The organism is Mycobacterium bourgelatii, assembly GCF_010723575.1.
In the GTDB taxonomy this organism is placed as follows: Bacteria; Actinomycetota; Actinomycetes; order Mycobacteriales; family Mycobacteriaceae; genus Mycobacterium; species Mycobacterium bourgelatii.
In genome coordinates, this window is record NZ_BLKZ01000001.1 from 5,014,428 (window position 1) to 5,041,073 (window position 26,646).

At 70.7% G+C, this 26,646-nt stretch carries 13 protein-coding genes, 1 pseudogene and 1 riboswitch; of the genes and pseudogenes, 9 read left to right on the forward strand and 5 right to left on the reverse strand.

All coding sequences use genetic code 11. From position 1 onward, the window contains the following. Position 1: 1 nt before the first annotated feature. The 5 genes from G6N68_RS21425 to G6N68_RS21445 all read left to right on the forward strand — a co-directional run bounded on the left by G6N68_RS21425 (position 2) and on the right by G6N68_RS21445 (position 5,291). On the forward strand, positions 2-1,141 hold the full coding sequence (locus G6N68_RS21425) for an acyl-CoA dehydrogenase family protein (protein ID WP_163716626.1): 1,140 nt from the start codon (positions 2-4) through the stop codon (positions 1,139-1,141). After that, positions 1,138-2,229, forward strand: a complete 1,092-nt coding sequence (locus G6N68_RS21430) for an acyl-CoA dehydrogenase family protein (protein ID WP_163716630.1) — start codon at positions 1,138-1,140, stop codon at positions 2,227-2,229. The genes G6N68_RS21425 and G6N68_RS21430 overlap by 4 nt, the downstream gene beginning before the upstream one ends. Beyond that, on the forward strand, positions 2,226-3,155 hold the full coding sequence (locus tag G6N68_RS21435) for an SDR family NAD(P)-dependent oxidoreductase (RefSeq protein ID WP_163716634.1): 930 nt from the start codon (positions 2,226-2,228) through the stop codon (positions 3,153-3,155). The genes G6N68_RS21430 and G6N68_RS21435 overlap by 4 nt, the downstream gene beginning before the upstream one ends. Before the next feature lie 191 nt (positions 3,156-3,346). Beyond that, positions 3,347-4,603 carry a TetR/AcrR family transcriptional regulator gene (locus G6N68_RS21440; RefSeq protein WP_163716637.1) on the forward strand — a complete coding sequence of 419 codons (1,257 nt, stop codon included), beginning with the start codon at positions 3,347-3,349 and terminating at the stop codon, positions 4,601-4,603. Between the two features lie 46 nt (positions 4,604-4,649). After that, on the forward strand, positions 4,650-5,291 hold the full coding sequence (locus G6N68_RS21445) for an SDR family oxidoreductase (protein ID WP_163716640.1): 642 nt from the start codon (positions 4,650-4,652) through the stop codon (positions 5,289-5,291). A 29-nt stretch (positions 5,292-5,320) separates the two neighbouring features. Here G6N68_RS21445 and G6N68_RS21450 read toward each other — a convergent pair whose 3' ends face one another. Continuing rightward, complete coding sequence (locus tag G6N68_RS21450) at positions 5,321-9,970, reverse strand: PE family protein (RefSeq protein ID WP_163716643.1); 4,650 nt, start codon at positions 9,968-9,970, stop codon at positions 5,321-5,323. Between the two features lie 291 nt (positions 9,971-10,261). Next, a riboswitch (cobalamin riboswitch) is annotated at positions 10,262-10,499 on the forward strand. A gap of 138 nt (positions 10,500-10,637) precedes the next feature. Between G6N68_RS21450 and metE the strand changes: the two genes are divergently transcribed. After that, a complete protein-coding gene (gene metE, locus G6N68_RS21455) occupies positions 10,638-12,929 on the forward strand; it encodes a 5-methyltetrahydropteroyltriglutamate--homocysteine S-methyltransferase (protein ID WP_163716646.1) in 2,292 nt (763 codons plus the stop codon). Between the two features lie 99 nt (positions 12,930-13,028). On the opposite strand, the gene G6N68_RS21460 is transcribed toward metE, so the two are convergent. Both G6N68_RS21460 and G6N68_RS21465 read right to left on the reverse strand, forming a co-directional pair. Further along, positions 13,029-19,616 carry a PE family protein gene (locus G6N68_RS21460; protein WP_163716650.1) on the reverse strand — a complete coding sequence of 2,196 codons (6,588 nt, stop codon included), beginning with the start codon at positions 19,614-19,616 and terminating at the stop codon, positions 13,029-13,031. 136 nt (positions 19,617-19,752) lie between these two features. Then, positions 19,753-21,516: a DUF3556 domain-containing protein gene (locus G6N68_RS21465; protein WP_163716653.1), complete on the reverse strand. Its 1,764-nt coding sequence runs from the start codon at positions 21,514-21,516 to the stop codon at positions 19,753-19,755. 122 nt (positions 21,517-21,638) lie between these two features. Here G6N68_RS21465 and G6N68_RS21470 point away from each other — a divergent pair, with 122 nt between their 5' ends. Continuing rightward, positions 21,639-21,854, forward strand: coding sequence for a hypothetical protein (locus G6N68_RS21470; RefSeq protein ID WP_163716655.1), 216 nt, complete (start codon positions 21,639-21,641; stop codon positions 21,852-21,854). A gap of 4 nt (positions 21,855-21,858) precedes the next feature. On the opposite strand, the gene G6N68_RS21475 is transcribed toward G6N68_RS21470, so the two are convergent. Together G6N68_RS21475 and prpD are read right to left on the reverse strand one after the other, a co-directional pair. After that, positions 21,859-23,364 (reverse strand): cobyric acid synthase, encoded by a 1,506-nt coding sequence (locus G6N68_RS21475; RefSeq protein WP_163716657.1) that lies wholly within the window; start codon positions 23,362-23,364, stop codon positions 21,859-21,861. A gap of 120 nt (positions 23,365-23,484) precedes the next feature. Further along, positions 23,485-24,993 carry a 2-methylcitrate dehydratase PrpD gene (gene prpD / locus G6N68_RS21480; RefSeq protein WP_163716660.1) on the reverse strand — a complete coding sequence of 503 codons (1,509 nt, stop codon included), beginning with the start codon at positions 24,991-24,993 and terminating at the stop codon, positions 23,485-23,487. Positions 24,994-25,034: 41 nt separating this feature from the next. Here prpD and G6N68_RS21485 point away from each other — a divergent pair. Together G6N68_RS21485 and G6N68_RS21490 are read left to right on the forward strand one after the other, a co-directional pair. Next, positions 25,035-25,127: pseudogene (locus G6N68_RS21485) on the forward strand (short-chain fatty acyl-CoA regulator family protein); the annotation flags it as partial. A gap of 131 nt (positions 25,128-25,258) precedes the next feature. Continuing rightward, positions 25,259-26,629 (forward strand): flavin monoamine oxidase family protein, encoded by a 1,371-nt coding sequence (locus G6N68_RS21490; protein WP_163716662.1) that lies wholly within the window; start codon positions 25,259-25,261, stop codon positions 26,627-26,629. Positions 26,630-26,646: the final 17 nt, after the last annotated feature.

The following is a 26,646-nucleotide window of genomic DNA, read 5'->3' on the forward strand; positions in this document are numbered from 1 at the left end:
CGTGGATTTCTCTTACCCGGCGGAAGTGGAACAGTTCCGCGACGAGCTCCGCTCTTGGCTTGCCGAGAATCTGACCGATGAGCTGCGAACTGCTCGCCGCCAACCGGGCAGCGACGACGCACTATTCGAGAAGCTGCGCGCGTGGAACGCGACGATGGCCGACGCGGGTTGGGCGGCGGTGTCCTGGCCGCGCGAGTACGGCGGCCGCGGCGCGACCATACTGGAGCAACTGGTCTACACCGAAGAGACCACGCGAGCTCGGGCGCCGTTGCCGCTCAACGTCATCGGTATGAACAACATAGCCCCGGCGATCATGCAACATGGCACCGAAGAGCAGAAGACCACGTTGCTCCCTCGGATGATGCGCGCGGACGACATCTGGTGCCAGGGCATGTCCGAACCCGAGGCGGGATCGGATCTGGCCTCGCTGCGTACCCGCGCGGTCCGCGACGGCGACCAGTTCGTCGTCAACGGACAGAAGATCTGGACGTCGCTGGGGCATCGGGCGCAATGGTGCCAGCTGTACGTACGGACCGATCCAGATGCCCCGAAGCACAAGGGAATTTCCTGCTTGATCGTCGACATGACGTTGCCGGGCATCGAGGTTCGGCCCCTGGTCACGCTGAATGGCGAAGCCGACTTCGCCGAGGTGTTCTTTCACGACGCGCGGGTGCCCGCGGACGCCTTGCTCGGTCCGCTCAATGGCGGTTGGCAGGTGGCCACCACCACGTTGAGTCACGAGCGCGCGGGTGCCGCGCGACTTTACGCTGAGATGCAGGTTCGCCTGGAGGAACTGGTGGCCGACTTCGCCGCGGCCAAGGTGGGCGGCGACCCGGTGACACAACGACGCCTAGGCGAGGTGGCGCTGCGCATCAAGTATCTTGAAATCCTCTGCCAGCGCGCGATATCGGCGTCTTTGCACGGTGGTTCGGAAGTGGTGGCCTTCGGCACCGCGAGCCTGGCCAAGACGGTGTGGGGTGAGACCGGACAGGAATTGGCCGCCTTGGCGTTTGACGTCCTGGGCACCGACCGGTGGTGCGACTACCGGCTGACGTCGCGTTCGCTGACCATCGCCGGTGGCACCACCCAGATCAACAAGAACATCACCGCACAACGCGTACTGGGGTTGCCGCGCCGATGAACCTCGAATTCACCGACGAACAGGTCGCACTGCAAGACACGGTGCGGCGTTTCCTGGCCGAGAAGGCACCGGTTTCCGGGCATGTGCGGCAACTGCTGGACGATCCGACCGGCACCACCGAACACGTCTGGCGTGGTCTGGCCGACCTCGGCGCGATCGGGCTGTTGGTGCCGACGGATTACGGCGGTGCCGGCATGACAATGGTCGAGGCCGGGATCGTCGCGGAAGAACTGGGCGCAGCCCTGCATCCGGGCCCGTGGTTGTCCAGCGCGGTAGCCGCGACACGCGCGCTGAGCCGGCTTGGGGCGGGCGACGCAGCCACCAAACTGTTCACCGGAATCGCCGACGGCACTACGATCGCCACGGTCGGATTTCTCAGTGGCACGTCGGTAGAGGCCGTCGATCGGGATGGGGATTTCCTGCTGAGCGGCGAGCTGACGGCCGTTTCTGATGCTGGCGCAGCGAGTGTCCTCCTTGTCGTCGCCGGGGGTGCGCTCTTCGCGGTGCATTCCAGCGACTCCGGCGTTACGGCGACACCCGAAAGCTGTATCGACCCAACACACAAGCAATTTCGCGTCAACCTTGACGGCGTGATCTCGCAGCGACTGGGTGCGTTTACACCCGACGACGTCGGCGCGGTCGTCGACGACGTGCTCATCGCGAGGGCCGCCGACGCGCTCGGCGCCGCCCGTGCCGTCATGCAACTGGCCGTCGAGTACGCAAAGACCCGAACGCAGTTCGGCCAAGCCATCGGGTCGTTCCAAGCCGTCCAGCACCTGTGTGTCGACATGTACGAAGCCGTCGAACTGAGCCGCAGCGGTGTCATTCATGCCCTGTGGGCGGCCGACCACGCGGATCCCGTCGAGCGGCACCTGACCGCGGTGCGCGCCAAGGCGTTCTCCGGACGACTGGCGACCGTGGGCGACACCGCGATCCAGGTGTTCGGTGGGATCGGGTACACCTGGGAGCACGACGCTCACCTCTACCTCAAGCGCCTGCTGGGCTGGAGCGCGTTCCTGGGCAGCCCCGACCGTTACCTCACCGAGCTCGGCGCCCAGCTCGCCACGGCGAAAGGTGCCGTCCTGTGATCGATTTCACCGACCAGGTCGCGGTGGTCACCGGCGCGGGTCGCGGCCTGGGGCGACTGTACGCCCTGGAGTTGGCCCGGCGGGGCGCGTCGGTGGTGGTCAATGACCTGGGCGGCACCATGCACGGCGAAGGTGCCGATACGACAGTGGCCGACGAGGTGGTCGCCGAGATCGAGAGGGCGGGCGGTACGGCGGTGGCGTCCCACCATTCGGTGGCCAGCCCAGAAGGTGGCGAGGCCATCGTCGACTTGGCGGTGGAGCGCTTCGGCCGGCTCGATGCGGTGATCAGCAACGCGGGTATCTTCGGCACCGTTGCCTTCGACGAGCTGTCGGTCGACGACTGGCGCAAGCTGCTCGCCGTGCACCTCGACGGCGGCTTCTATCTGAGCCAGCCGGCGTACCGGGTGATGAAGAGGCAGAAGTACGGCCGGTTCGTCTTCATTTCCTCCTCGGCGGGCATGTTCGGACAGCCGATGTCAGCCCACTATGCCGCGGCCAAGGCCGGGCTGGTCGGACTGTCGAACGTCATCGCGATCGAAGGCGCCGAACACGGCATCCTGTCGAATACTGTGCTGCCATTTGGGTTTTCGCGCATGGTGACCGAAACCGTCGGAGACCCGAAAGTTCTGGAGGAAATCGGGTTCCTCAAGGTGATCAAGCCGGAACTGGTGGTGCCCATCATTGCCTTTCTGGCGAGCCGAGACTGCCACCTGACCCATCAGAACTACTCGGCGTGCGCCGGTCGTTTTGCCCGGGTATTCGTCGGACTCGGCGACGGCTGGTTCGCGGAACGCGACAGCGAGCCGACCGCGGACGACATCGTGGCGCACCTGTCCGAAGTGTCGGCGACTGAGCCGTTCACGGTGCCCGGTTCGATCTTCGAGGAAGTATTCGCCATCATCGCAAAACTCGGCATAACGACCTGACGGTCCCGAAGGTGGACACAAACTATGGGAAGGCGGACCGATCTAGGATGGTGACGATGCTGGCCGTAGCGCCTCGAGCAGCGCGTTTGTCGTTGCAAATCTGATAGCCTCTAACAAAGATTTGGTTCGGTGGGAGGGCGAAGTCGCATGGTGCCGGCACTGGAATCCTCCGGGGTGGCGTCCGGCCGACCATGACCGACAGCGCAACCGACACCGGTACCCGCCGCACTGAGATCCTCGAGACCGCGGCATCGCTGATCGCCTCAACGGGCTTGCGCACCTCGCTGCAGGAAATCGCCGATGCCGCAGGCATTCTCCCGGGAAGCCTCTACCACCATTTCGAGTCCAAAGAGGCGATCCTGGTCGAGTTGATTCGTCGGTACCAGGCCGATCTGAATCGCATCGGGGCGGCCGCGATGGCACGCTTGGACGAGGCCGACGCCCGGCCCGCAGCGGAACAGATCACCGAACTCGGCTCGGAGATCGCCCAATGCGCGGTCCGACACAGCGCCGCTTTGCAGATGTCCTTCTACGAGGGCCCCAGCTCCGACCCCGAGTTGGTGCAGTTGACGCGCCAGTGGCCCACCGCGATCCAAGAGGCGATGCTGCAGACGCTGCGCGCCGCCCGGTGGAGCGGCTACATCCGCTCCGACATCGACCTGCCCACGTTGGCCGACCGGATTTGCCAGACGATGCTGCAAGTGGGACTGGACGTGATGCGCGAAAAGGCGTCCGCCGACCAGGTCGCCACCCTGCTCTGCCGCATCATCCTGCAAGGCCTGGCTGCCGAACCGCCGAGTGACGCGGCTTTGGACAAGTCGAACGCCTTCACCGCGGCCAACGACATCATCGCTTCGTGGGCCGACGACGGCGAGGCGGATGCCAGCGACAAGGCCGCGCACCTGCGCGCCGTCGCGCGAACCGAGTTCGGCCGCAAGGGTTATGAGTCCACCACCATCCGAGACATCGCCGCCGCGGCCGGCCTCGGTACCGGAACCGTATACCGGGTCATCGGCTCCAAGGATGAACTGCTCGACTCGATCATGCGGTCGTTCGGTCAGAAGGTGGAAGCCGGTTGGATCCGCGTCCTGCGCTCTGACGCGACGCCGATCGAGAAGCTGGACGCATTGAGTTGGGTCAATGTCAATGCGCTGGATCAGTTTTCCGACGAGTTTCGGATTCAGCTGGCCTGGATGCGGCAATCGCCGCCGACCGCCAACCCGGGCTGGTCGTATACAACCCGGCTGCGGCAGATGAAATCCTTACTGTCCGAAGGCATTCGGTCGGGCGCAATTCGGATTGACGCGCCCTCCACGGCGATGTTGGCCCGAGCGGTCATCGGCGTGCAGTGGATTCCGGAGAACATCGTGCGCACGGCGGGGACGCGTGCCTCGCTCATCCTGGCCCGCGACACGGTGCTACGCGGAGCCGCCGTCCGCGGCGGATAGCACCCGCAACCGCCACGCAAGTCAAGTGCCGCGCTAGCGTCGGGGGATGGCGCACATCATCGTTATCGGCGGCCACGGCAAGGTCGCGCTGCATCTCGCCCGCATCCTGAGCGACCGCGGCGACACGGTGAGTTCGGTCTTTCGCAATCCCGATCACACCGAGGACGTCGCGGCCACCGGAGCCACACCGGTCACCGCCGACATCGAACAACTCGATACCGACGCGCTAGCCGAACTGCTGGCCGGGCATGACGCGGTGGTGTTCTCCGCCGGCGCTGGGGGCGGAAACCCGGCCCGCACCTATGCGGTCGACCGTGACGCCGCCATCCGGGTGATCGACGCCGCCGCGCAGGCGGGCGTCAAGCGGTTCGTGATGGTGTCGTACTTCGGTGCCGGCCCCAATCATGGGGTGCCAGAATCTGATTCGTTCTTCCACTATGCGGAAGCCAAGGCGGCCGCGGATGCTCACCTGCGTGCCAGTGATCTCGACTGGACGGTGTTGGGGCCGGGACGGCTCACGCTGGAGCCGCCGACCGGTCATATCGAAGTCGGTAAGGCCAAGGGCCAGGTGTCGCGGGCAGACGTTGCACTCGTCGTCGCCGCGACGCTGCAGGACGACTCGACCATTCGTCGCACCATCGAGTTCAACAATGGCGATGTGCCCATCGAGGAGGCGCTGGCAGGCTGAGCGCAGGTCCGATCGCGGTCGGGCACTGGTTACACATGCCCACCGTCGCCGCCCGTTCCGCCGCCTCCACCGGAACCGGGCTGGGCCCCGTTTCCGGGACCGCCGAAGTCGCCGGCACTACCGCTGCCGCCCGCCACCACAGCGGTTCCGAGATGCCCCGAGCCGCCGGAGCCACCGGTGCCACCTCGACCGCCGGAACCGGCTTTGCCTTCGAAGCCGCCGGTACCGCCGTTACCGCCCGTGCCGCCTTTGCCACCGTCGCCGCCATCCCGGAGGCCGCTTCCGCCGTTTCCGCCGTTTCCGCCCAGCCCGCCAGCGGAACCGTCACGGCCGTCACCACCCTTGCCACCCGTGCCGCCAGTCCCGCCGGCTCCCACGGAGCTCGAGCCCCCGTCGCCGCCCGTGCCACCAGTGCCTCCGGGTCCCAACGCCGAGCCGAGACCGCCGGCCCCACCGGTGCCACCCGTCCCGCCCACGCCGACTGCGCCGGTCCCGCCGGTCGCGCCGGGGGTCGAGCCCGCGCCGCCGGCACCGCCGGAACCACCCGCGCCGGCTTGTCCGCCGACGCCACCCTTCCCACCGGTGCCGCCCTTCGGGTTGAAGATGTCGCCGTCGGCGCCGCCGCCACCCGTGCCGCCCGTACCACCGGTGCCGCCCTGGCCGCCGGTGCCGCCGGCCCCGCCCACGCCTTGAGCGCCCTTCGTGCCGGCTACCGCTGTGCCGCCGGCCCCACCGTTTCCACCGGCACCACCGGTCGCGCCGGTGCCACCGACTCCCCCTTCGCCGCCGCCACCGCCGGTGCCGCCGGCGCCAGCGTCAAACGTGCCTTTGCCGCCCGTGCTGCCCTGTTGTCCCGTGGCGCCGATCCCGCCGGTGCCGCCCTTACCGCCGGCTCCGCCCGCTCCACCGTTGCCGTTGGTGGTGCCACCGGCGCCACCGGCGCCACCGGTTCCTCCGGTTCCGCCGATGGCGTTCTCGCCGCCGCCCCCGCCCGTACCGCCGGCGCCGCCGGTCCCGCCGTTGCCGACCTTTCCAGCCGCGCCCCCGTCACCGCCGACGCCGCCGGCGCCACCGACCTGGCCGGGGCGGATGCCGATGCCGCCGCTTCCGCCGGCCCCGCCAGTGCCACCATTGCCGCTCAGTTGCCCCCCATTGCCGCCATTGCCCCCCGCGCCACCCGTGCCCGCTTGGCCGAAGGTCGAGGGAAAGCCGCCGTCGCCGCCCCGTCCGCCGGTACCGCCGTTGCCGATAGACCCGCCGTCACCGCCATGCCCGCCGGCGCCGCCGGTCCCGCCGTTACCGCTGAGGATGTCGATGCCGGCGTTGCCGCCATTGCCGCCGTTGCCGCCGTGGGCTGCCTGGCCGGTCGCACCGTTCTGACCTGGTTGGGATCCGCCTCCCCCGGCGCCCCCTACACCCGCGGCACCGGCGTTGCCGCCGTTGCCGCCGCTACCGCCGTTGGCTGCCCCACCCATAGCGGTGTCGGGGGCACTGGCCCCGTGACCGCCGTTGGCGCCGCTTCCGGCATTACCGCCGGCACCACCGGCACCGCCGACCCCTTGTTGGCCATTTAAACCGACGTACCCTTTCCCGCCGGCGCCGCCGTCACCGCCTATGCCGCCCGAACCGCCCTTACCGCCGGATCCCCCGGCCTGACCGTTGCCGCCTTGCGTGGTGGCGTCGGCACCAGCGACGCCGTCGGCGCCGTTGCCGCCTGTGCCGCCGACCCCGCCGGTACCGCCCTTCCCGCCGAAGCCGCCCAGCTTGCCGCCATCACCGCCGGCACCGCCGGCCCCGCCCATCCCGCCGGTGCCGCCGTCACCACCGGATTGGCCCTTACTACCGAACGAGAGACCTGGGGTGCCCTGGCCGCCGGCGCCGCCGGCGCCACCGTTACCACCGTTGCCGTACAGACCGCCGTCGCCGCCGCGGCCACCGGCCGCTCCGGGGGCGCCGAACGCGGTGTTGTCGGCGCCGCTGCCGCCATTGCCGCCATTCCCGCTGCCGCCGAACGTGGTGCTGGTGCTGCCGTTTTCCCCGTTGGTGGAGCCGGAGCCGCCGGCCCCACCGACTCCGCCGGCACCGCTGTTGCCTCCATTCCCACCTTTTCCACCGACGCCATCGTTGACGCCCCATGTGCCGGCGGCGCCGTTACCGCCGTTGCCGGCGACGCCGCCGACCCCGCCCTTGCCGCCGGCACCACCCACGCCATCGATGCCCGCGTTTCCATTCGCACTCGCGGTGCCGCCAGTCCCCCCGTTTCCGCCGGTCCCGCCGTTGCCGCCCTTACCTGCGTGCCCCCCGTCCTGACCGTTCGCTCCCAAGGTTGAGCCATTGTCACCGTCTCGCCCGTCCCCGCCGATCCCGCCGGAGCCGCCATTACCACCGCCCCCACCGACCCCACCGTCGCCCCCGTCGGCCCCGCCCTTACCGCCAGCCCCGCCGGCCCCGCCGTTTCCGCCGTTGCCGCCGTCGGTACCGGAGGAACCCGCTTCCCCGAACGTGGTGCCGTCTGCACCGGCCAGGCCGTTGCCGCCCACGCCGCCAGCCCCGCCGTTGCCCACCCGCCCACCGTCGCCCCCGGCACCGCCGGCGCCTCCATTCGGCGAGGTAGCGTTGCCAGGAGCCCCGAAGCCGCCGCGGCCGCCGTTGCCACCGGTGGTCGGGCTGAGGCCATGAGCACCGTCGACACCCGCGGCGGTGGTGCTGGCACCGCCGGCACCTCCGGCGCCACCGGCGCCCGGGTCACCACCCTTCCCGCCGGCCCCGCCGGTGCCAAAGCCGGTGCCCTGGTTGACGCTCCAGGAGCCGGTTGCGCCCCTGGCGCCGTCTCCGGCGATCCCGCCGGCGCCACCGTCACCGCCGGCGCCTCCGACACCCTGGCTGCCGGCGTGACCCGAAGTCGCTTGCGCCGCACCGCCGGCCCCGCCGGCGCCGCCGGAACCGCCTGCCCCGCCGATGCCGCCATCAAAACCATCCGCGCCCTTGCTGCCCGCCCCCGGGCGGAATTCACCGTTGGCTCCCTTGCCGCCGGCACCGCCGGCCCCGCCTTTGCCCCCGGCGCCACCATCACCGCCGTTACCGGCCAGGGTTCCGCCCGCGCCGCCAGCCCCGCCGACACCACCGGCCCCACCGACGTCGCCCGTTCCGCCCGATCCGCTTCCCGCATCGACGCGCGACACACCATCCTTCCCGGCCATCCCGTCGCCGCCCCTACCACCGACCCCACCATTGCCCACGACGCCGGCATCACCGCCGGCCCCACCCCGACCACCGTCGCCACCGGCCTCCGTTGCCGCCGCGCCGTTACCGCCAGCCCCGCCGTTACCGCCGTCACCCGCTCCGTGATCACCGGCGGTCGCACCGGCCGCGCCAGTCCGCCCGCCAACCCCGCCCGCAGCGCCGCCCTTACCACCGGCACCGCCAATACCCGCGTCACCACCACGGCCGCCCGCCCCGCCGTTACCGGCAACCAATCCGGTGCCCCCATCGCCGCCGGCGCCACCGTCACCGGCCGCCCCGCCCAGCCCCCCGGAACCGCCAGCACCCCCATTTCCGGCCAGCCCGGCCTTCCCCAACAGACCACTGGCGCCGCCGGCGCCACCCACACCACCGTCACCGCCGGACCCACCGGACCCACCAAGGCCACCGTTGCCACCAATCGCGCCGTCACCACCGGCGCCCAGCGGGTTCGCCGTGCCATGGGCACCCGCCCCACCCACACCACCGGCCGCGCCAACCCCGCCGGCACCGCCAACGCCGCCGGCGCCGCCGGCGCCGCCGTCACCGATCAGCAAACCCCCGCGGCCGCCCGCTCCACCGGTACCACCGGCAGCGCCAGCTCCACCGCCAGATCCGTTGCCCCCGTTCCCGGCTGGGTTACCGGCGGAACCGGGGTCACCGGGGGCACCCGTCACCAGCCCGTCCATACCGGCTGTGCCCGTACCGCCGACACCACCCGCGCCGCCACTGCCGAAGTACCCGGCATTACCGCCGACCCCGCCGGTCCCGCCACCGACCCCGCCCATGCCGCCGACCCCGCCATTGCCGAAGATCCCTGCGCTGCCACCGGCGCCCCCGGTGCCTGCACCGGATCCGCCAACGCCACCAGCGCCGCCCGCGCCAAACAACCATCCGCCGGCACCCCCGGTCCCACCGGCGGCGCCAGCTCCGCCCGCACCCCCGGTCCCGCCCACACCGAAGATCCCGGCCGCACCGCCGTTTCCGCCGACCTGGCCTACGCCGCCAGCCGCGCCGGCACCGCCGTTGCCAACCAACAACCCGCCCGGACCACCCGACTCCCCCGGGGCCAACCCGCTCACACCATCACCAATCAACGGACGCCCCAACAACGTTTGGGTCGGCCAGTTCACCGCGTCCAGCAAAACCTGCGCAACATTGGCCGACTCGGCGCTCGCATACGAATCCGCCCCTGTGGCGAGCGCCCGCACAAACTGGTCCTGAAACAGCGCCAGCCGGGTGCTCAGGACCTGATATTCCCGACCGTGTGCGCCGAACAACGCCGCGATCGCGGTCGACACCTCATCCTCGGCCGCGGCCAGCACGGCCGTGGTCGACGCCGCCGCCCCCGCATTCGCCGTACCGATCGACGTCCCGATCTCTACCAAATCCGCGGCCGCCACTGACAACAATTCCGGTGCAACACTGATGAACGACATCCCGCGACCTCCCAGCCGGCGACAGCCGGAATCTGCGATCAATGCCGGCTAAAGAGACAACAAATGGCAGGACCGACCCCCGGACGATCAGGGTGCGGAAGTGCGATTTGTCACAATTCCGGGTGCAGCACAGCTGAGCATTGGTCAAATTCACTAACGCGTAAGCAAATTAATGTGCTCTTTGCACAGGCCCATAGAGATGGCCGACTTGCTCACCGAAAAACCCCCTGGTGCAGACGATCGGATCGAGCCAACGGAACCGCCGAGACGCACGTGCAGGCCCGGCGTAGCCTTGACCGTGCAGTCGGTCTGCCGACGCCCAGGTGGCGCCGGCATCGAAACGAAGCATGACGCCTCGTGAGAGGGAACCCGGTGCGAGTCCGGGACTGTCCCGCAGCGGTATGCAGGAACGACCGCCGTCATAAGGCACTGGTCCCTAGAAATCCGGGACTGGGAAGCGACGGCCAGTAGGAGCACCACCGGGTGCGCGCCTGTGAGTCCGAAGACCTGCCGGCTGTGCCGGACGCGCCGCGTCCGGCGGCTCAGCGCCTCGTGGAATGGGCGTTTGGTCGTACCGGTAGTGGTTATGCGCCTGGATGTGCACCGCAAACCGGATCGGCTATTCGTCCGCGGGCGGTGACCACCCCGTCGATTGAAGGACCGTCTCGTGATCCAGCTGGCAAATCGAAAATCATTCACCGCGACCATCATTGGCTCTCCCCGCATAGGCCCGCGCCGCGAACTGAAACGCGCCACCGAGGGCTATTGGGCCGGGCGCACCACCCGCTCCGACCTCGAGTCCATCGCAGCCGACCTGCGTCGCGACACCTGGGCGGGATTGGCCGCCGCAGGCCTGGATTCGATCCCGGTGAACACCTTCTCGTACTACGACCAGATGCTCGACACCGCGGTTCTGCTCGGTGCGCTGCCGGCGCGGGTCGACAAGATCTCCGACGACCTTGATCGGTACTTTGCGGCCGCGCGGGGGAACGAGGACATCGCGCCGCTTGAGATGACGAAGTGGTTCGATACCAACTACCACTACCTGGTACCCGAGATCGGGCCGTCGACCAAGTTCGCGCTGCACCCCGACAAGGTGCTGTCCGAGCTGAAAGAGGCTCAGGCGCAAGGCATTCCAGCCCGCCCGGTCGTCATCGGCCCGCTCACCTTCCTGTTGCTGAGCAAGGGGGTGGACGGCACGGCTCGACCGATCGGGCGGCTGATCGAACTGCTCCCGATCTACTCCGAACTGCTCGCACTGCTCGCCGACAGCGGCGCCGAGTGGGTGCAGTTCGATGAACCCGTGCTGGTGACCGACATCTCGCCGGACGCACCCGCGCTGGCCGAGGCCGTCTACAACACCTTGGGCAAGGTGAAGAACCGGCCGGCGATTTACGTCGCCACCTATTTCGGCGATCCCGGCCCCGCGTTGGCGGCCCTGGCCCGCACCCCGGTCGAGGCCATCGGTGTCGATTTCGTGGCCGGCGCGCAAACGTCGGTGGCCGGTGCGCCGGAACTGGCCGACAAAACACTGGTCGCGGGCGTCGTCGACGGACGCAACATCTGGCGCACAGACCTGGAGGCGGCGCTGGACAAGCTGGCTTCGCTACACGGATCGGCCGGCGCCATTGCGGTGTCGACGTCGTGTTCCACCATGCATGTGCCGTATTCGCTGGAACCGGAAACCGACCTGGACGACGCCTTGCGCAGCTGGCTGGCGTTCGGGGCCGAGAAGGTGGGTGAGGTCGTCGTGCTCGCGAAGGCACTGCGCGAGGGACGCGACGCCGCCGGAAGGATTGCGGACGAGATCGCGGCGTCCAATGCCGCGGTCGCATCGCGCAAGCGCGATCCGCGTCTGCGCAACGAGCAGGTGCGAAGCCGCATCGACTCGATCGTCGCGTCGGGCACCCACCGGGGTGAGGCGGCGCAGCGCCGCGCCAGCCAGGACGCCCGGCTGCAGCTGCCGCCCCTGCCGACGACGACGATCGGTTCGTATCCGCAGACCCCGGCGATTCGCAAGGCACGAGCCGCCCTGCGGGCCGGCGAGATCGACCATGCCGAGTACGTCCGGCGGATGCGGGCCGAGATCGCCGACGTCATCGAGTTGCAGGAGCAACTGGGGCTGGACGTGCTAGTCCACGGTGAGCCGGAACGCAACGACATGGTGCAGTACTTCGCCGAACAGCTGGAGGGCTTCTTCGCCACGCAGAACGGCTGGGTGCAGTCGTACGGCAGCCGCTGTGTACGTCCGCCGATCCTGTACGGCGACGTGTCCCGCACCCAACCGATGACGGTGGACTGGATCTCGTACGCACAATCGCTGACCGAGAAGCCGGTCAAGGGGATGCTCACCGGGCCCGTCACCATCCTGGCGTGGTCGTTCGTGCGCGACGACCAGCCATTGGCCGACACCGCCTACCAAGTGGCGCTGGCCATTCGCGACGAGACCGTGGACCTGGAAGCCGCCGGTATTGCCGTGATCCAGGTGGACGAGCCCGCGCTGCGTGAGCTACTGCCGCTGCGCCGTGCGGACCAGAAGGAGTATTTGCGTTGGGCCGTAGGCTCTTTCCGTCTGGCCACCTCCGGCGTCGCCGATTCGACGCAGATCCACACTCACCTGTGTTACTCGGAATTCGGCGAGATCATCGGCGCCATCGCCGACCTGGACGCCGATGTGACTTCCATCGAGGCGGCGCGATCGCGCATGGAGGTGCTGGACGACCTCAACGCGGTCGGCTTCGCCAACAGCGTGGGACCGGGTGTTTACGACATCCACTCGCCGCGGGTGCCCAGCACCGCGGAGATGGCCGAGTCGCTGCGTGCGGCCTTGCGCGCGGTGCCGGCCGAACGGCTGTGGGTCAATCCCGACTGCGGTCTCAAGACCCGCACCGTCGACGAGGTGACCGCGTCGCTGCGCAACATGGTCGCCGCGGCGCGCGAGGTCCGCGCGGAACTCTGACGCCGACCGTCACGCTGGCGCGGCGCTCGACGTGCAGCGCCACGCTGGCGTGACACTCGGCGACGGCATGCGACCGCTCGGCGTCCGCGGCAGCCCGGATTAGGGCGAGCCGGCGCCTCCAGCGCCGCCGGTGCCGCCGGTGCCGCCAGTGGTGTCGGTGTGGATGCCGCCACTGTCGCCGGGTAGTCCACCATCGCCTTCGTTGCCAAGGCTGCCCGTGCCGCCAGTACCGCCGGTACCGCCCGCTCCGCCGTTGCCGCCTTGGCCGTTGGTGCCGGAGTCACCGCCGTTGCCGCCGGTGCCGCCCTGGCCGCCGGTGCCGCCGTTCGTAAAGGTGCTGCTGCCGCCGGTGCCGCCGATGCCACCTACGCCGCCGACACCGCCGATGCCGTTATCCGCGGCCTTACCGCCCTGGCCGCCGGTACCGCCCTGGCCGCCGGTGCCAGCGCCGGCGCCACCGTCGGCGCCGCCTTGGCCGCCCTTGCCGCCCGCGCCACCGGCCGCGGCCTTGCCACCGGCTTGCGTGGTGCTGCCACCGGCGCCACCGGCGCCGCCCTTGCCGCCGTCGCCCGCGCTACCCGCGGTGCCGCCGGTGCCACCGGTGCCCACCGCACCGCCGGCACCACCCTGACCGCCGGCGCCGCCGACGCCACCAGCGCTGGCACCGCCCTTGCCGGTGTCGTCGAAGCCCTTGCCGCCGGCGCCACCTTCACCACCGACACCGCCTTCGCCGCCGCTGCCGTTGGTGCCGTTGACGGAATTGCCGCCCTGGCCGCCTGCGCCGCCGGCACCACCCGCGCCGCCGTTGCCGCCGACGACGCCGGACGCCTTGCTGTCGGCTCCGGCGATGCCCTCGCCACCGACGCCACCGGCACCACCCTTGCCGCCGGTGCCGCCGCCGACGCTGTTGTCGGCGCCGCCTTGGCCACCTTGACCACCCTGACCACCAGCGCCGCCGTTTGTCCCTGCGGTCGCGGCGCCGCCCTTACCGGCGGTTCCACCTTGACCGCCCGCACCGGCGGTACCGCCGTCGGTGATGTTGGCACCGCCCTTGCCGCCGGTGCCGCCGGCGCCGCCGGCGCCCGCGTTGCCCGCGGTGCCGCCGGTGCCGCCGGTGCCGGCCGCTCCGCCCACGCCACCAGTGCCGCCGACCCCTCCGGTTCCGCCGTCGCCGGGGTTGCCGCTGCCGTCGTCGTTGTAGCCCGCGCCGCCGGTGCCGCCGGCACCGCCCTGTCCGCCCTGACCACCGTTGCCGTTGGTGGCACCAGCGACGGCATTGCCGCCCTGGCCGCCGGCGCCGCCCTCGCCGCCTTTACCGCCGGACAGGCCGTTCCCGCCGGACTGGCCGGAGGCACCTTGGCCACCTTGGCCGCCCTTGCCGCCCGCACCACCCGCACCGGCGATGCTGTCTGCCGTAGTGGCGGCGCCGCCAGTGCCGCCGACGCCGCCGGCCCCACCGTCACCCGCAGCGCCCGCAGAACCACCGGTGCCGCCGGATCCGGCCGCCCCGCCCTTGCCGCCATTGCCCCCGGTACCACCGGCGCCACCCGCGGTCGCGTTGTTACTGCCGGTGTCGGCGAAGCCGGTGCCGCCCTGGCCACCCTTGCCGCCGAGACCGCCAGCCCCGCCGTTGCCATTGGTGCCGCCGTTTCCGCCACCGCCGAGACCACCCTGGCCGCCGGCGCCGCCGGTGCCACCGGTGCCGCCTGGGTTATTGGCGGTGGCGGTAGCGCCTTTCGCGCCGGCGCCGCCGGTGCCGCCCTGACCGCCGTCCCCACCAGTTCCGGCACTACCGTCGACGCCAGCGGTACCCCCGACGCCCGGGTCGCCAGCAAGGCCGCCAAGTCCGGCGGTGCCACCGGTACCACCCATACCGCCGGCGGTCGCGTTGTTGTTGCCGTCGTCGGCGTACCCGGTGCCGCCCTTGCCGCCCGTGCCGCCCTGGCCGCCAAGGCCACCGTTGCCGGCCGTGCCGCCGTTTCCGTCGCCGCCTTGGCCGCCTTTGCCGCCCGCGGCGCCATTGCCGCCGGTGCCGCCGTTGTTGCCGACGGTTCCGGTGGAGCCTTGCGCACCGGCCCCGCCGGTGCCACCCGTGCCGCCAGCACCACCGGTGCCCACGGCGCCATCGGCCGCCCCGGCACCGCCGGCAGCGCCACCCAGACCAGCGGCGCCGCCCTTGCCGCCGGTACCGCCGGCGGTGGCGTTGTTGCTGCCGTCGTCATTGAACCCGGTGCCGCCCTGGCCGCCCTTGCCGCCGGTACCGCCGGCGCCGCCATCGCCGTGGATGTCGACACCGGTACCGCCCTGGCCACCGAGACCGCCGGCCCCACCAGCGCCACCTTCGCTGCCGACGTTGCCAGTGGTGGCGGTGGCGCCTTGGGCGCCGTCGCCGCCGGTACCGCCGACGCCGCCGGCGCCTGCCGCGTGGCCGGCGATGTCGGTGTTGCCGCCGGTACCGCCGGTGCCGCCGACGCCGCCCGTGCCCGCCGCGCCCGCGGCGCCCCCTAAGCCGCCAGTGCCGGCGGCGCCGCCCAGGCCGCCCTTGCCGCCCTGACCGCCCTGGCCGCCGTCGGTGGCGTTGTCACTGCCGTCGTCGTCGTACCCGGCGCCGCCCTGGCCACCCCGACCGCCCTCGCCCCCGGCGCCACCGGTGCCGTTGGTCGCGCCGGTGACGGCGTTGCCGCCCTGGCCACCCTGGCCGCCCTGGCCGCCTTCACCACCAACCGATCCGGTGTCGCCGGCCAAGCTGGCGGCACCCTGCCCGCCGTTGCCACCTTTGCCGCCCGCGCCACCGGTGCCGGCCACGCTGCCACTCTTGGTGGCGCTGCCGCCCACGCCGCCGTCCCCGCCAGCGCCGCCGACGCCCGCAACGCCGGCGGTGCCGCCGGTCCCAACGGAACCGGCCGTGCCGGCTGCGCCGCCGTCGCCGCCCGCGCCACCGCTGCCACCGGCGGTCGCGCTGTTGGTGGCGTCCTCGGCAGCGCCGGCGCCACCCTGACCGCCGACGCCGCCGGCACCACCGGAGCCGCCCTTGCCGCTGACACCGGCGGATCCACCGGCGTTGCCGCCTACGCCGCCTTGGCCACCAGCTCCACCTGCGGCGCCGTCACCGCCGGCCTTACCAACCGCACCCGCTGCACCGGCGCCGCCGGCACCACCTTCGCCACCGGCGCCGGCGTCACCGCCGTTGCCCACGACCCCGTCCTTGCCGACTGCCCCGGCCAGCCCGCCGACACCGCCGTCACCACCGGCACCGCCCTTGCCACCGGCGGTGGCCGCCTGGGTAGCGGCGCCGTTAAAGCCCGCGCCACCCTGGCCGCCGGCCCCGCCTTTCCCGGCCGCCCCACCGTCACCCTTGGTTCCGTCCATTCCGCCGGCGTCACCGCCCATGCCGCCAGCGCCACCGGCACCGCCCGCACCGCCGTCCCCGCCAGCCTTGCCGGCCGCACCCGCGGAGCCCACGCCACCGACACCACCGTCGCCACCAGCGCCGGCGTCACCGCCGTTGCCGACGACCCCGTCCTTGCCGACGGCCCCGGCCAGCCCGCCGACCCCGCCGTTGCCGCCGGCGCCGCCGTTGCCGCCATCGGTGGCCGCGTCAGTGGCCGTGCCGTCGAAGCCATCGCCGCCCTTGCCGCCCTTGCCGCCGCTACCGGCCGACCCGCCGTCACCGCTGATTCCGTCGACTCCACCGGCGCTACCGCCTACGCCGCCCTGACCGCCGGCGCCGCCGGCGCCGCCGTCACCGCCGGCCTTGCCAGCCGTACCCGCGGCGCCCACGCCGCCGACACCGCCGTCACCACCCGCTCCTGCGTTCCCGCCGTCACCGACCTCTCCGCCGGTGCCGACCGAACCGGCCGCCCCACCGACCCCGCCGTTGCCGCCGCTACCACCAGTGCCGCCGTCGGTGGCGGCACTGGTGGCGGTGCCGTTGAAGCCAGCACCACCAAGGCCACCGTCCCCACCGCGGCCGCCATCGCCGCCGCTGCCGCTCTTCCCGCCTGCGCCGCCGGCGTCGCCACCCACGCCGCCGGCACCGCCAGCCCCGCCGGCACCACCGACACCGCCGTCTTTTCCGGCCGCGCCAACGGCACCGATGCCCCCGGCACCGCCGTCACCGCCAGCCCCGGCGTCCCCACCGTCGCCCACGGTTCCACCTGCGCCACCGGTGCCGGTCGCACCGCCCGTGCCGCCCTTGCCGCCGGCGCCGCCGTCGCCGCCGGCTGTGACCGCGTTATCGCCGGCGCCGTTGAAGCCTTTGCCGCCCTTGCCACCGGCTCCGCCGAGACCGCCGGCGCCGCCGCTGCCGTTGGTGCCGCCGTTGCCGTCACCGCCCTGCCCGCCTTGCCCGCCGGCCCCACCCGCGCCGCCGGCCTTCGCGGCTGCGGTGGACGTGGCGTCGGCGCCGTTGGCCCCGGCGCCGCCGGTGCCGCCTTGGCCGCCGACGCCCCCGGTGCCCGCGCTGCCCGCGGCGCCGCCAGTGCCGTTGATGCCCGCATCTCCGCCGAGACCCGCCGCACCACCTTTGCCGCCGTTGCCGCCGTCGGTGGCGGCATTGCTGCCGTTGCCGTCCAAGCCGGCACCGCCCTTGCCGCCGGCTCCTCCGGTGCCGCCGAGGCCACCGTCGCCGTTGGTGCCGCCGAGGCCGTCGCCACCCTGGCCGCCCTTACCCCCCGCGGCGCCATCGCCACCGGTCCCGCCGGCAGCACCGGGAGTGGTGGATGCCGCGCCCTGGGCACCCGCCCCGCCCGTTCCGCCGGTCCCGCCGGTGCCACCGGTGCCGAGCGAGCCGTTGTTGCCAGCGATGCCATTGCCGGCCCCGGCAAGCCCGCCGAGGCCCGCGGCGCCGCCGGTGCCGCCGGCGCCGCCGGCGGTGGCGTTGTTGCGACCGTCGTCGGCGTAACCGTTGCCACCCTGGCCGCCTTGGCCGCCGATACCTCCGGCGCCACCGTCGCCGTTAACCCCGCTGTCGGACGCGCCGCCCTGACCGCCCTTACCGCCCTGACCACCCATGCCGCCGGTGTGGCCGATGGTGCCGACCGCGGCGTCGGCGCCTTGTCCGCCCTGGCCACCTTGTCCGCCCTGGCCACCGGTACCCCCGTCGGAGCCGGCCAGCGTGCCGGCGCCGCCCGCGCCCCCGGTGCCTCCGGCGCCCCCGGTGCCGGAGGCACCGACGTTCCCGCCGATGCCGCCGATCCCGACCGCGCCGCCCTTGCCGCCAGCGCCGCCCGCGCCGCCGCTACCTCCGTCGGTAGCGCTGCCGACGCCGCCGAGCGTGTCGTCGGCGCCTGCGCCGCCCTGACCGCCCGCGCCCCCGGTGCCGCCCGCGCCGCCGGAACCGTTGACGCCGCCGTTACCGGCACCGCCCTGGCCACCTTGCCCGCCGGCGCCGCCGGCGCCACCGGCCTTCCCGTTGTTACCCGTGGTGCCGATGTCACCTTGGCCGCCAACACCGCCGGTGCCGCCCTGGCCACCATTGCCGGCCACGCCCGTGGCTCCCGGCGCACCGAACGGCGCGGTGCCGCCGATGCCGGCCGCACCGCCGTTTCCGCCGGCTCCGCCGGCGCCGGCGTTGCCACCGTCCACGTTGGAGCCGACGCCGGTACCACCGTTGCCACCCGTACCGCCGAAGCCGCCGGCCCCGCCATTGCCGCCGGCCCCGCCGACGCCGCCCATGATCGCGCGGTCGGCCCCGCCGGCCCCACCGGCGCCGCCGTTACCGCCGGCCGCTCCGGTCCCGCCGACACCGCCGCCGGCATCGCCCTCCAACCCTGCGCCACCGTTGCCGCCGGCGCCTCCGGATCCGCCGGCCCCGCCGGCCCCGCCGAACAAGGCCCGGTTCTGGCCGCCGGCCCCGCCGGCCCCGCCGTCGCCACCCGCTTGGTTGATCACGCCGTCGCCACCGACACCGCCGGCTCCGCCGAACCCGCCGGCGCCGCCGAACAACCCACCGGCACCGCCCGCGCCGCCGTTACCGCCCGCGCCGCCGTTACCGCCCGCGCCGCCGGCTCCGCCAGCCCCGCCGATACCCCAGAAACCGGCAGCCCCACCGGCACCGCCAGCCCCGCCGGCTTTGCCGAAAGCGCCGGGTCCACCGGCCCCGCCGTTACCACCATTGCCGCTGAACAGCCCGCCGGTACCGCCGGGACCGCCAGCCGCGCCCGCTCCGCCGGCCCCGCCGTGACCGCCGTTGCCGAACAAGAACCCGCCGGCCCCACCGGCGCCGCCGACCTGACCGTCCGCGCCGGAGCCGCCGTTGCCGCCATTGCCGAACAAGAGGCCGCCGGCGCCGCCGGCCTGCCCGGTGCCCGGCGCCCCGTCAAAGCCGTCGCCGATCAGCGGGCGTCCCAGCAGGAAGCGGGTGGGCGCGTTGATCAGATCCAGCAACGGCTGCAACGGCCCCAGGTTGATCGACTCGGCTGTCGCGTAGGCAGTCGCACTGCCCGTCAACGCCTGCGCGAAGCGCTCCTGATACAGCGCCGTCTGAACCGAAAGGGCGTGATACTCCTGGCCGAAGGTGCCAAACAACGTCGCGATAGCGGCCGATACCTCGTCGGCGGCGGCGGGCAACAGTTGCGTGGTGGCAACGGCTGCCGCGGCGTTGGCTTCGCTGAGCGCCGCCCCGATCCCGTTCAGGTGGGCCGACGCCGCTGCCAGCACCTCAGGTGTCGCGATCAGGTAAGACAACTCTTAGGCTCCCCTCGATTACCCCAGAGATGAAACTGCTCTAAGTCGACGGTTAGTCGAACTACTCGATCAGGTCAGGGACCCTACCGTTACGGGATCGGATGCACGCACGAATCGGCCTTTTTGTCCGAATTTCTTAACCATTTCCCGCATCGGCCCGTAGTTCGGGCTGCTCGTCCGGTTGCGCGTCGGGGTATACCGGCACTTCGTCGTCCCACGGTTGGCGGGTCACCATGTCGGCAACCCGCACGTAGCCGCGCTCGAACTCTCCGACCGCCGCATCCACCAGTCGGTACCGCTGGATCTGTCGGTGAATGGGCTGGGCGTCGAGCAGGACGACGCGGACCTCCCCCGGCTCGAAGCCACACCGTCGCTGCATCGCCGCGATGAGCTGTTCGTTGTGCATGTGTCCGTCGCCGAAATTCCATCCAACGGCCGTACTGCAGATCCGCTCGCCGTCGGTGATGACGTAGTCGTCCTCGTTCTGCCCCGCCATCGCCCGGTGGGCCAACGTGAACAGCGCCCGGCCGTGAGTGTTCATGGCGCGGAAGGCATACCCGAGGTACATCGGGATCTGCGCGCGGTCCTTGCCGTAGAAGCGCTCCAGCTGCGCCTGCGGCATGCTGGCGATGGCGACGAGGCCCCGGTTGATCTTGTCGCTGGCCGACGGCTTGATGCACCACAGCGTGGTGTCCCAATTGCCGGCGTAGTAGCGCATCGCCGGCAGGAACGAGATCTTGCGCGGGAACAGGTTTCCCAAGATCACGGTTCCGGCCAGGAGCGCGAACAGAATCGCCACCGACACAGGGTGTTCCACATTGCTCAGGCCGATGTCGGCATGGCCGACGAACAGCGCCAGCACGCCGAAGATCATGAACACGTTCCACTCCAGCGGCACGCCCATCGGGATCGCGGTCAAGATGCCCAGGTGAAAACAGATCATCACGATGGTGGCCACGGTGAGCGGCCACCCGCCGTGCGCCAGGAACAGCGCCACCGGAACGCACATCTCGATGAAGGTGCTGACGTGGGCGAAGATCCGCGACAACAGCCCGGGCCGCAAGTCCTCGGGAAACTTCTCGAAGAACAACCGCTTGATGAACCGCGGCCGGAACAGCGGGTTATTGGACATCATCGTGGAGATGACAAAAGGGAAGTGCTTGTTCAGCTTTGACGTGGCCGCGCCCATCCAGATCACCAGGAACACCAGCTTGGCGGCGATGATCATGTCCACCCCGCCGAACAGGAAGGTCACCGTCAGCGATCCGTAAACCTCGCCGCGGGCGGCCAGGAAGATCACCTTGTCGCGCAGGCCCAGCACCGCCAGCAGCAGCAGGATCACCACGATCTCCCACGTCGGCAACAGCCCGGCGGTCGCGCCGATCTCAGGGACCGGGGCGCCGCCGTCGGTGAACAGCGCCGTCACCAACATGAACAGCAGCAATGCGTACAACGCGACATCGATCGGCTTGCGCCTGGTGCCGTACGTCCCCGGCACGCGGTCCGGCCACGGTGGCAGCCGGATGGTGCCGAACCGCATCCAGTACAGGATCGAGCCCATCGGCGGGAAGAACCGGTTGTTCAGCGGCCCGAAGCCGCAGCCCAGTCCGACCACCTCGAACAACATCGTGAACAGCACGACCTTCTCGAAGACGATCGGCTCGGCGTACCAGGCTCGGACGTTGGTAAAGCCGTCGATGCCTTTGGTGGCTATGACGATCAACCACGCGATGAGGACGTAGAGCAGAATCTTGGCGACGTAGAACAGGTGCATTGCGACCGGCGTCCCGAATCCCACCTCGGCCCAGTGCCTGGCCATCGGACGGATCTTCTCGCTGCGGGTGCCCTTGCTCCACTCGTCGATGTCGACCTCGGGCAACTGCGGCTTCAGAAATCCCATGGTTTGACAGATTAGGACGCGTGCTGGGCCCGCGCAGTCGGGTAGCGAATGGTTTACTCATCCGCCCGCTGCCGGCCACCTGGACGGATACGCTGGAGTCTTGCCGGGCTGAGGAGGCGCACATGGCCAGACTTCGGTTTTTGTTGCTGACGGCCATCGGCCTCGTCATCGCGAGCACCGTCGCCGGCCCGGCCGCCACTGCCGACCCCCCATCGCCGGGCGACCCCTGCACGGTGTTTCACGCGACCACCGACGACGTGAACGGCCGGACGTTGTGGTGCAACCCCACCATGACCGGTGACCACAGCCTGGTGTGGCAGTACGGCGGTCCGGGCTAGACCGTCACGGCGCTCCCGGCGTTCCCGGCGGGAGGAACGGCACGGTCGGACAACCGTGCTGTGCCAGGTCGAGCAGGGCGTCGACGTCGAGGTGCTTTTCCACGAGATCACCGAGCAGGTCCAGACGACGCTCGCGGGCGGCCGAGAACGATATGCCCGACGGAGCCAGGCCTAGCGCCTCCCGCAGGAACGCCTCGCGCAACGGGTCGCCTTCCAGCGCGCCGTGCCACATCGTGCCGAACACCAATCCGTCGCGCACGCCGCCGAGGAACTCCTGGGCGCCGTTGCCGACGGTGATCCGCCCGTGGTGAATCTCGTACCCGGACGCCGGCACCCCCAGTCCCTCACCGTGCGGTAACCGCAGCACCTTCTGGACGGCGAACGTGGTGTGTACGTCGAGCACCCCCAGGCCGTCGACGTCGCAGGCGGGGCCTTCGACACCGTGGGGGTCGCTGATCGTGCGACCCAGCATTTGAAAGCCGCCGCAGATGCCGAGCACCGGCTTGCCCGCCGCCACGTGTTCTCGCAGCGCACGGTCCAGTCCTCTTTCCCGCAGCCAGGCCAGATCGGCGATCGTCGCGCGGGTGCCCGGCAACACGATCAGATCGGCATCGCCCAGTGCCCGTGGATCGGAGGCGAACACGACGTCCACGTCGGGTTCCAGGCCCAGCGCGTCGATGTCGGTGAAGTTGCTGATCCGCGGCAGTCGCACCACAACGACCTTTTTGGCCAGCGAACCAGACGCGCGGCGGCCCGCCAGATCGAGCGCGTCCTCGGAGTCCAGCCACAGGTCGGGATGCCACGGCAGGGTGCCGTACACGCGTCGGCCGGTCAGGCGTTCCAGGTCGGTAAGACCGGGGGCCAGCAGGTCGAGGGAGCCGCGAAACTTGTTGACCACGAAGCCCGCAACCAACGCCTGATCCTCGGCGGACAGCAGCGCGACGGTGCCCAGGAATGCGGCGAACACCCCGCCGCGGTCGATGTCGCCGACGACGACGGTCGGCAGCCCGCCGTGACGAGCCAGTCCCATGTTGACGTAATCGCCTGCGCGCAAGTTGATTTCGGCGGGGCTACCGGCCCCCTCCGCTACCACCACGTCGTAGCGCGCGGCCAGGTCGTCGAAGGCCCGGTGGGCAGCCTCGGCGAGGGCTTGCCGCCCCTCGAACCAGTCCGACGACTCGAGGTCCCCCCACGGCCTACCCAGCAACACCACGTGGCTGCGGTGGTCGCTGCCCGGCTTCAGCAGCACCGGATTCATCGCGGCCTCGGGTGTGGCCCTGGCCGCCAGGGCCTGCACCCATTGCGCCCGCCCGATCTCCACGCCAGCGCCGTCTGTACCGCCCCCGGCGGGACCATGCGCCGGGGGGCAGACCATCGAGTTGTTGGACATGTTCTGCGCCTTGAACGGCGCGACCCGCACCCCGCGCCGGGCCAGTGCGCGGCACAACCCGGCGGTGACGGTGCTCTTGCCGGCATCGCTCGTCGTGCCGGCGACCAACAGACCCGCCATCAGTCGTGCGCACCCATGGAGCCAACGATATGGCCCGGAATGGCCGGTGCCCGATTGAGGGCGCTGTCGGGTAGAGACGAGCGCACGCCGCGGACCGTGTGTCCCCTTTCGGGGTCTCGCTTATCCGAAGATTCCGGATGGGATGGTTGGCGCCTTCTTCAACAGGCCAGGGTCGACGACGACGTTGAGTGCTCCTGCCGCTCCCGGCTCCAATTCCGCCAACCGCTCGACCACCGAAAGAAACCGCCGCTGCTCGTCGCCGTCGATCACGCCGTCGGCCAACTCGGTGAATTTGGCGATGTACTGTTCTCGCCCAAAAGGTCTGGCTCCCAACGGATGAGCGTCGGCCACCGCGAGTTCGTCGATGATCACCTCGCCGCTTTTCAGGGTGACCTCCGCGCGGGCACCGAATGCCTTCTGCCCGGGGTCGTCCGCGTGGTAGCGCCGGGTCCATTCGGGATCCTCGACCGTGGAGATCTTGCGCCACAGCTCGACAGTGTCCGGCCTGTGTGCCCGCTCGGGTGCATACGAGCGCTCGTGATGCCAACTGCCGTCCTGCAAGGCGACGGCGAAGATGTACATGAGCGAGTGGTCCAGCGTTTCCCGCGAGGCGTCCGGGTCGAACTTCTGCGGATCGTTGGAACCGGTGCCGATCACGTGGTGCGTGTGATGGCTGGTGTGCAGCACGATCGAGGCAATCTGGTCCAGTGCGCCGATCTTCTCTCGCATCCGGCGGGCAAGATCGATGGGGGCCTGGCTCTGATATTCCGCGGAGTGCTCTTTGGTGTAGCTGTCCAGGATGGCGCGCTTCGGCTCGCCCGGCTCCGGGAGCGGGACGCGATAGGTGTGCCCGGGACCGGAAAGCAGCCAGGCGATCACCCCGTCCTCGCCTTCATAAATGGGTGCGGGGGCGCCCTCCCCGCGCATCGCGCGGTCAACGGCCTCGATGGCGACCTTGCCGGCCCATGCCGGTGCGAACGCCTTCCAACTCGATATCAGGCCTTTGCGCGATTGGCGGGTGCTGGTGGTCAGGTGCAGCGCCTGGCCGATGGCCTGGTAGATGGTCTCGGTGTCCAAATGCAGCATCGTCCCGATGCCGGCCGCCACCGACGGACCGAGATGCGCGACGTGGTCAATCTTGTGCTCGTGCAGGCAAATTCCCTTGACCAGACCGATCTGAACCTCGTACGCGGTGGCGAGCCCGCGGATCAGGTCTGCACCTCCGACGCCGAGCTGCTGAGCGACCGCGATCAACGGCGCGATGTTGTCCCCCGGGTGGGAGTACTCCGCGGCCAAAAACGTGTCGTGGAAGTCCAGTTCGCGCACCGCGACACCGTTGGCCCAAGCCGCCCACTCCGGTGAGTAGTCGCCCAGAACTCCGAAAACCTTTGCGCCGCCGGTCGTCCGGGGATGCGCCAGCGCTTGCGCCCGTGCCGTCGCCACCGGCCGACGAAGAATGGCTGCCGCGGCCACGGCGGCGTTGTCGATGATCCGGTTGATCACCATGGACTCTGTCTCCGCGGGCACGGCCACCGGATCGACGGCGACTTCGGCGAGCTTCCAGGCCAGGTGTTCGGTGCGCGGAAAGTCCTCGGCACTACGCCGCGCTCGAACCTCGTGGATCTGCATAACCGGCAGAGTACGCAACCGGCGAAAAGGCGCAAATGCCTCGTGCCGACAGTGCCGAGAACATCTTTAAACGTCAGTCCGCCAGAGCGTTTCACCTCTCCAGGGTGGGCGGCAACTGCCCCCTTTGGGTGGTGGACGGGAGCACCACTTCTGACCCGGGAGGACCACTAATTGAACAACCCGTCAATCTGTCGAATCCGATCGCAAGCAGGGCAATCGGCGTAGCTTGTTGGTGGGACCCGAGGGGTCGACTGAGGAGATTGGCGTGACCGATGTGGAGTATTGCGTAGTCGGAGCGGGATTCGCGGGCTTGACCGCCGCGTTGCGACTCAAGCAAGCCGGCCACTCGGTGGCGTTGTTGGAGGCCCGCGACCGGGTCGGTGGACGCACATACACCTTCACCCGCGACGACGGGGTATGGATCGACCGCGGCGGCGCCTGGATTGGACCGGGACAAGACCGAATCTATGCGCTGATGCAGGAATTCGGCGTAGCCGAGTACAAGCAGCACAACGATGGTGCCGCCATGATGGTCCTCGGCGCCAAGAAGCACCGATACTCCGGGAAGATCCCGTGGACGATGAGCCCTTGGGCGACGGCCAATCTCGGGCTGGCCTTGATGTCCGTGGAGCAGATGTGCAAGTCAGTTCCGCGTGAAAGCCCCTGGGAAGCAAGGGATGCCGCCGAATGGGACCGGATCAGCCTCGGTGATTGGCTGGAGCGCAACGTGCCGTCCAAGGCCGCCCGCGAAATGCTGGAGCTGGCACTGGGCGGCGTCTACACCTGCGCGGGCGCCGAAACGTCTGTGCTGTGGATGCTGCTGCAGATGGCCTCCGGCGGCGGCCCCGGCTTCGTGCTCGGCGGCAAGGGCGGTTCCCAAGATGCCCGTCCCGTCGGGGGAATGGGCGCCATCTATCGCCCGATCGTCGCCGAACTGGGCGATGCGTTGCGCCTGTCCAGTCCGGTGCGACGGATCAGCCAGGACGCCGACGGGGTGACGATCCAGTCCGATGGCCTGACGGTACGAGCACGCCGGGCCGTCGTGACGATTCCCATGGCGATCGCCGGCTCGATCGATTACGAGCCGGCCTTGCCCGCGGATCGGGCCTTCCTGAACCAGCGGATGCCGGGCGGGGCCGTCATCAAGACCTCGGTCGTCTATGACGAACCGTTCTGGCGTGCCGACGGACTTTCCGGCCAGTCGGCCGCGCCGGGAACTCCGGCTACGCTGACCATCGATGCCTGCACGGACACCGGTACTCCCGGGATCATGTGTGCGATCACCGAAGGCCCCGCGGCGCGTGCGCTGACCCGTCTCGACGAGGCCGAGCGCAGGGCCGCGATCACCGGCGAACTGATCGACCGCTTCGGCGCCAAAGCCGCGCACCCGCTGGAATACCACGAGCAGAACTGGACCGTCGAAAAGTATTCCGGCGGCGGCATGATCAGCCACACCCCGACCGGCGTGCTCACCGAATATGGTCCGGCATTGCGGGCGCCCTGCGGACGCCTGCACTGGGCGGGCAGTGAAACCTCGGCCACGATGTGCGGGTGGATCGATGGGGCGATTCGCTCCGGTGAGCGCGCAGCGTCCGAAGTGATCGCAGCCGAAACCGCCTCGGCCGTGGTCGCTTAGCGCCTTGGCGGCCTAGC

Coding starts and splice junctions, on each gene's coding strand:
- G6N68_RS21475 (WP_163716657.1), bottom strand. CDS start 23,364: ATGGCGGGTCTGTTGGTCGCCGGCACGACGAGCGATGCCGGCAAGAGC.
- G6N68_RS21440 (WP_163716637.1), top strand. CDS start 3,347: ATGACCGACAGCGCAACCGACACCGGTACCCGCCGCACTGAGATCCTC.
- G6N68_RS21465 (WP_163716653.1), bottom strand. CDS start 21,516: ATGGGATTTCTGAAGCCGCAGTTGCCCGAGGTCGACATCGACGAGTGG.
- G6N68_RS21430 (WP_163716630.1), top strand. CDS start 1,138: ATGAACCTCGAATTCACCGACGAACAGGTCGCACTGCAAGACACGGTG.
- G6N68_RS21445 (WP_163716640.1), top strand. CDS start 4,650: ATGGCGCACATCATCGTTATCGGCGGCCACGGCAAGGTCGCGCTGCAT.
- G6N68_RS21450 (WP_163716643.1), bottom strand. CDS start 9,970: ATGTCGTTCATCAGTGTTGCACCGGAATTGTTGTCAGTGGCGGCCGCG.
- prpD (WP_163716660.1), bottom strand. CDS start 24,993: ATGCAGATCCACGAGGTTCGAGCGCGGCGTAGTGCCGAGGACTTTCCG.
- G6N68_RS21470 (WP_163716655.1), top strand. CDS start 21,639: ATGGCCAGACTTCGGTTTTTGTTGCTGACGGCCATCGGCCTCGTCATC.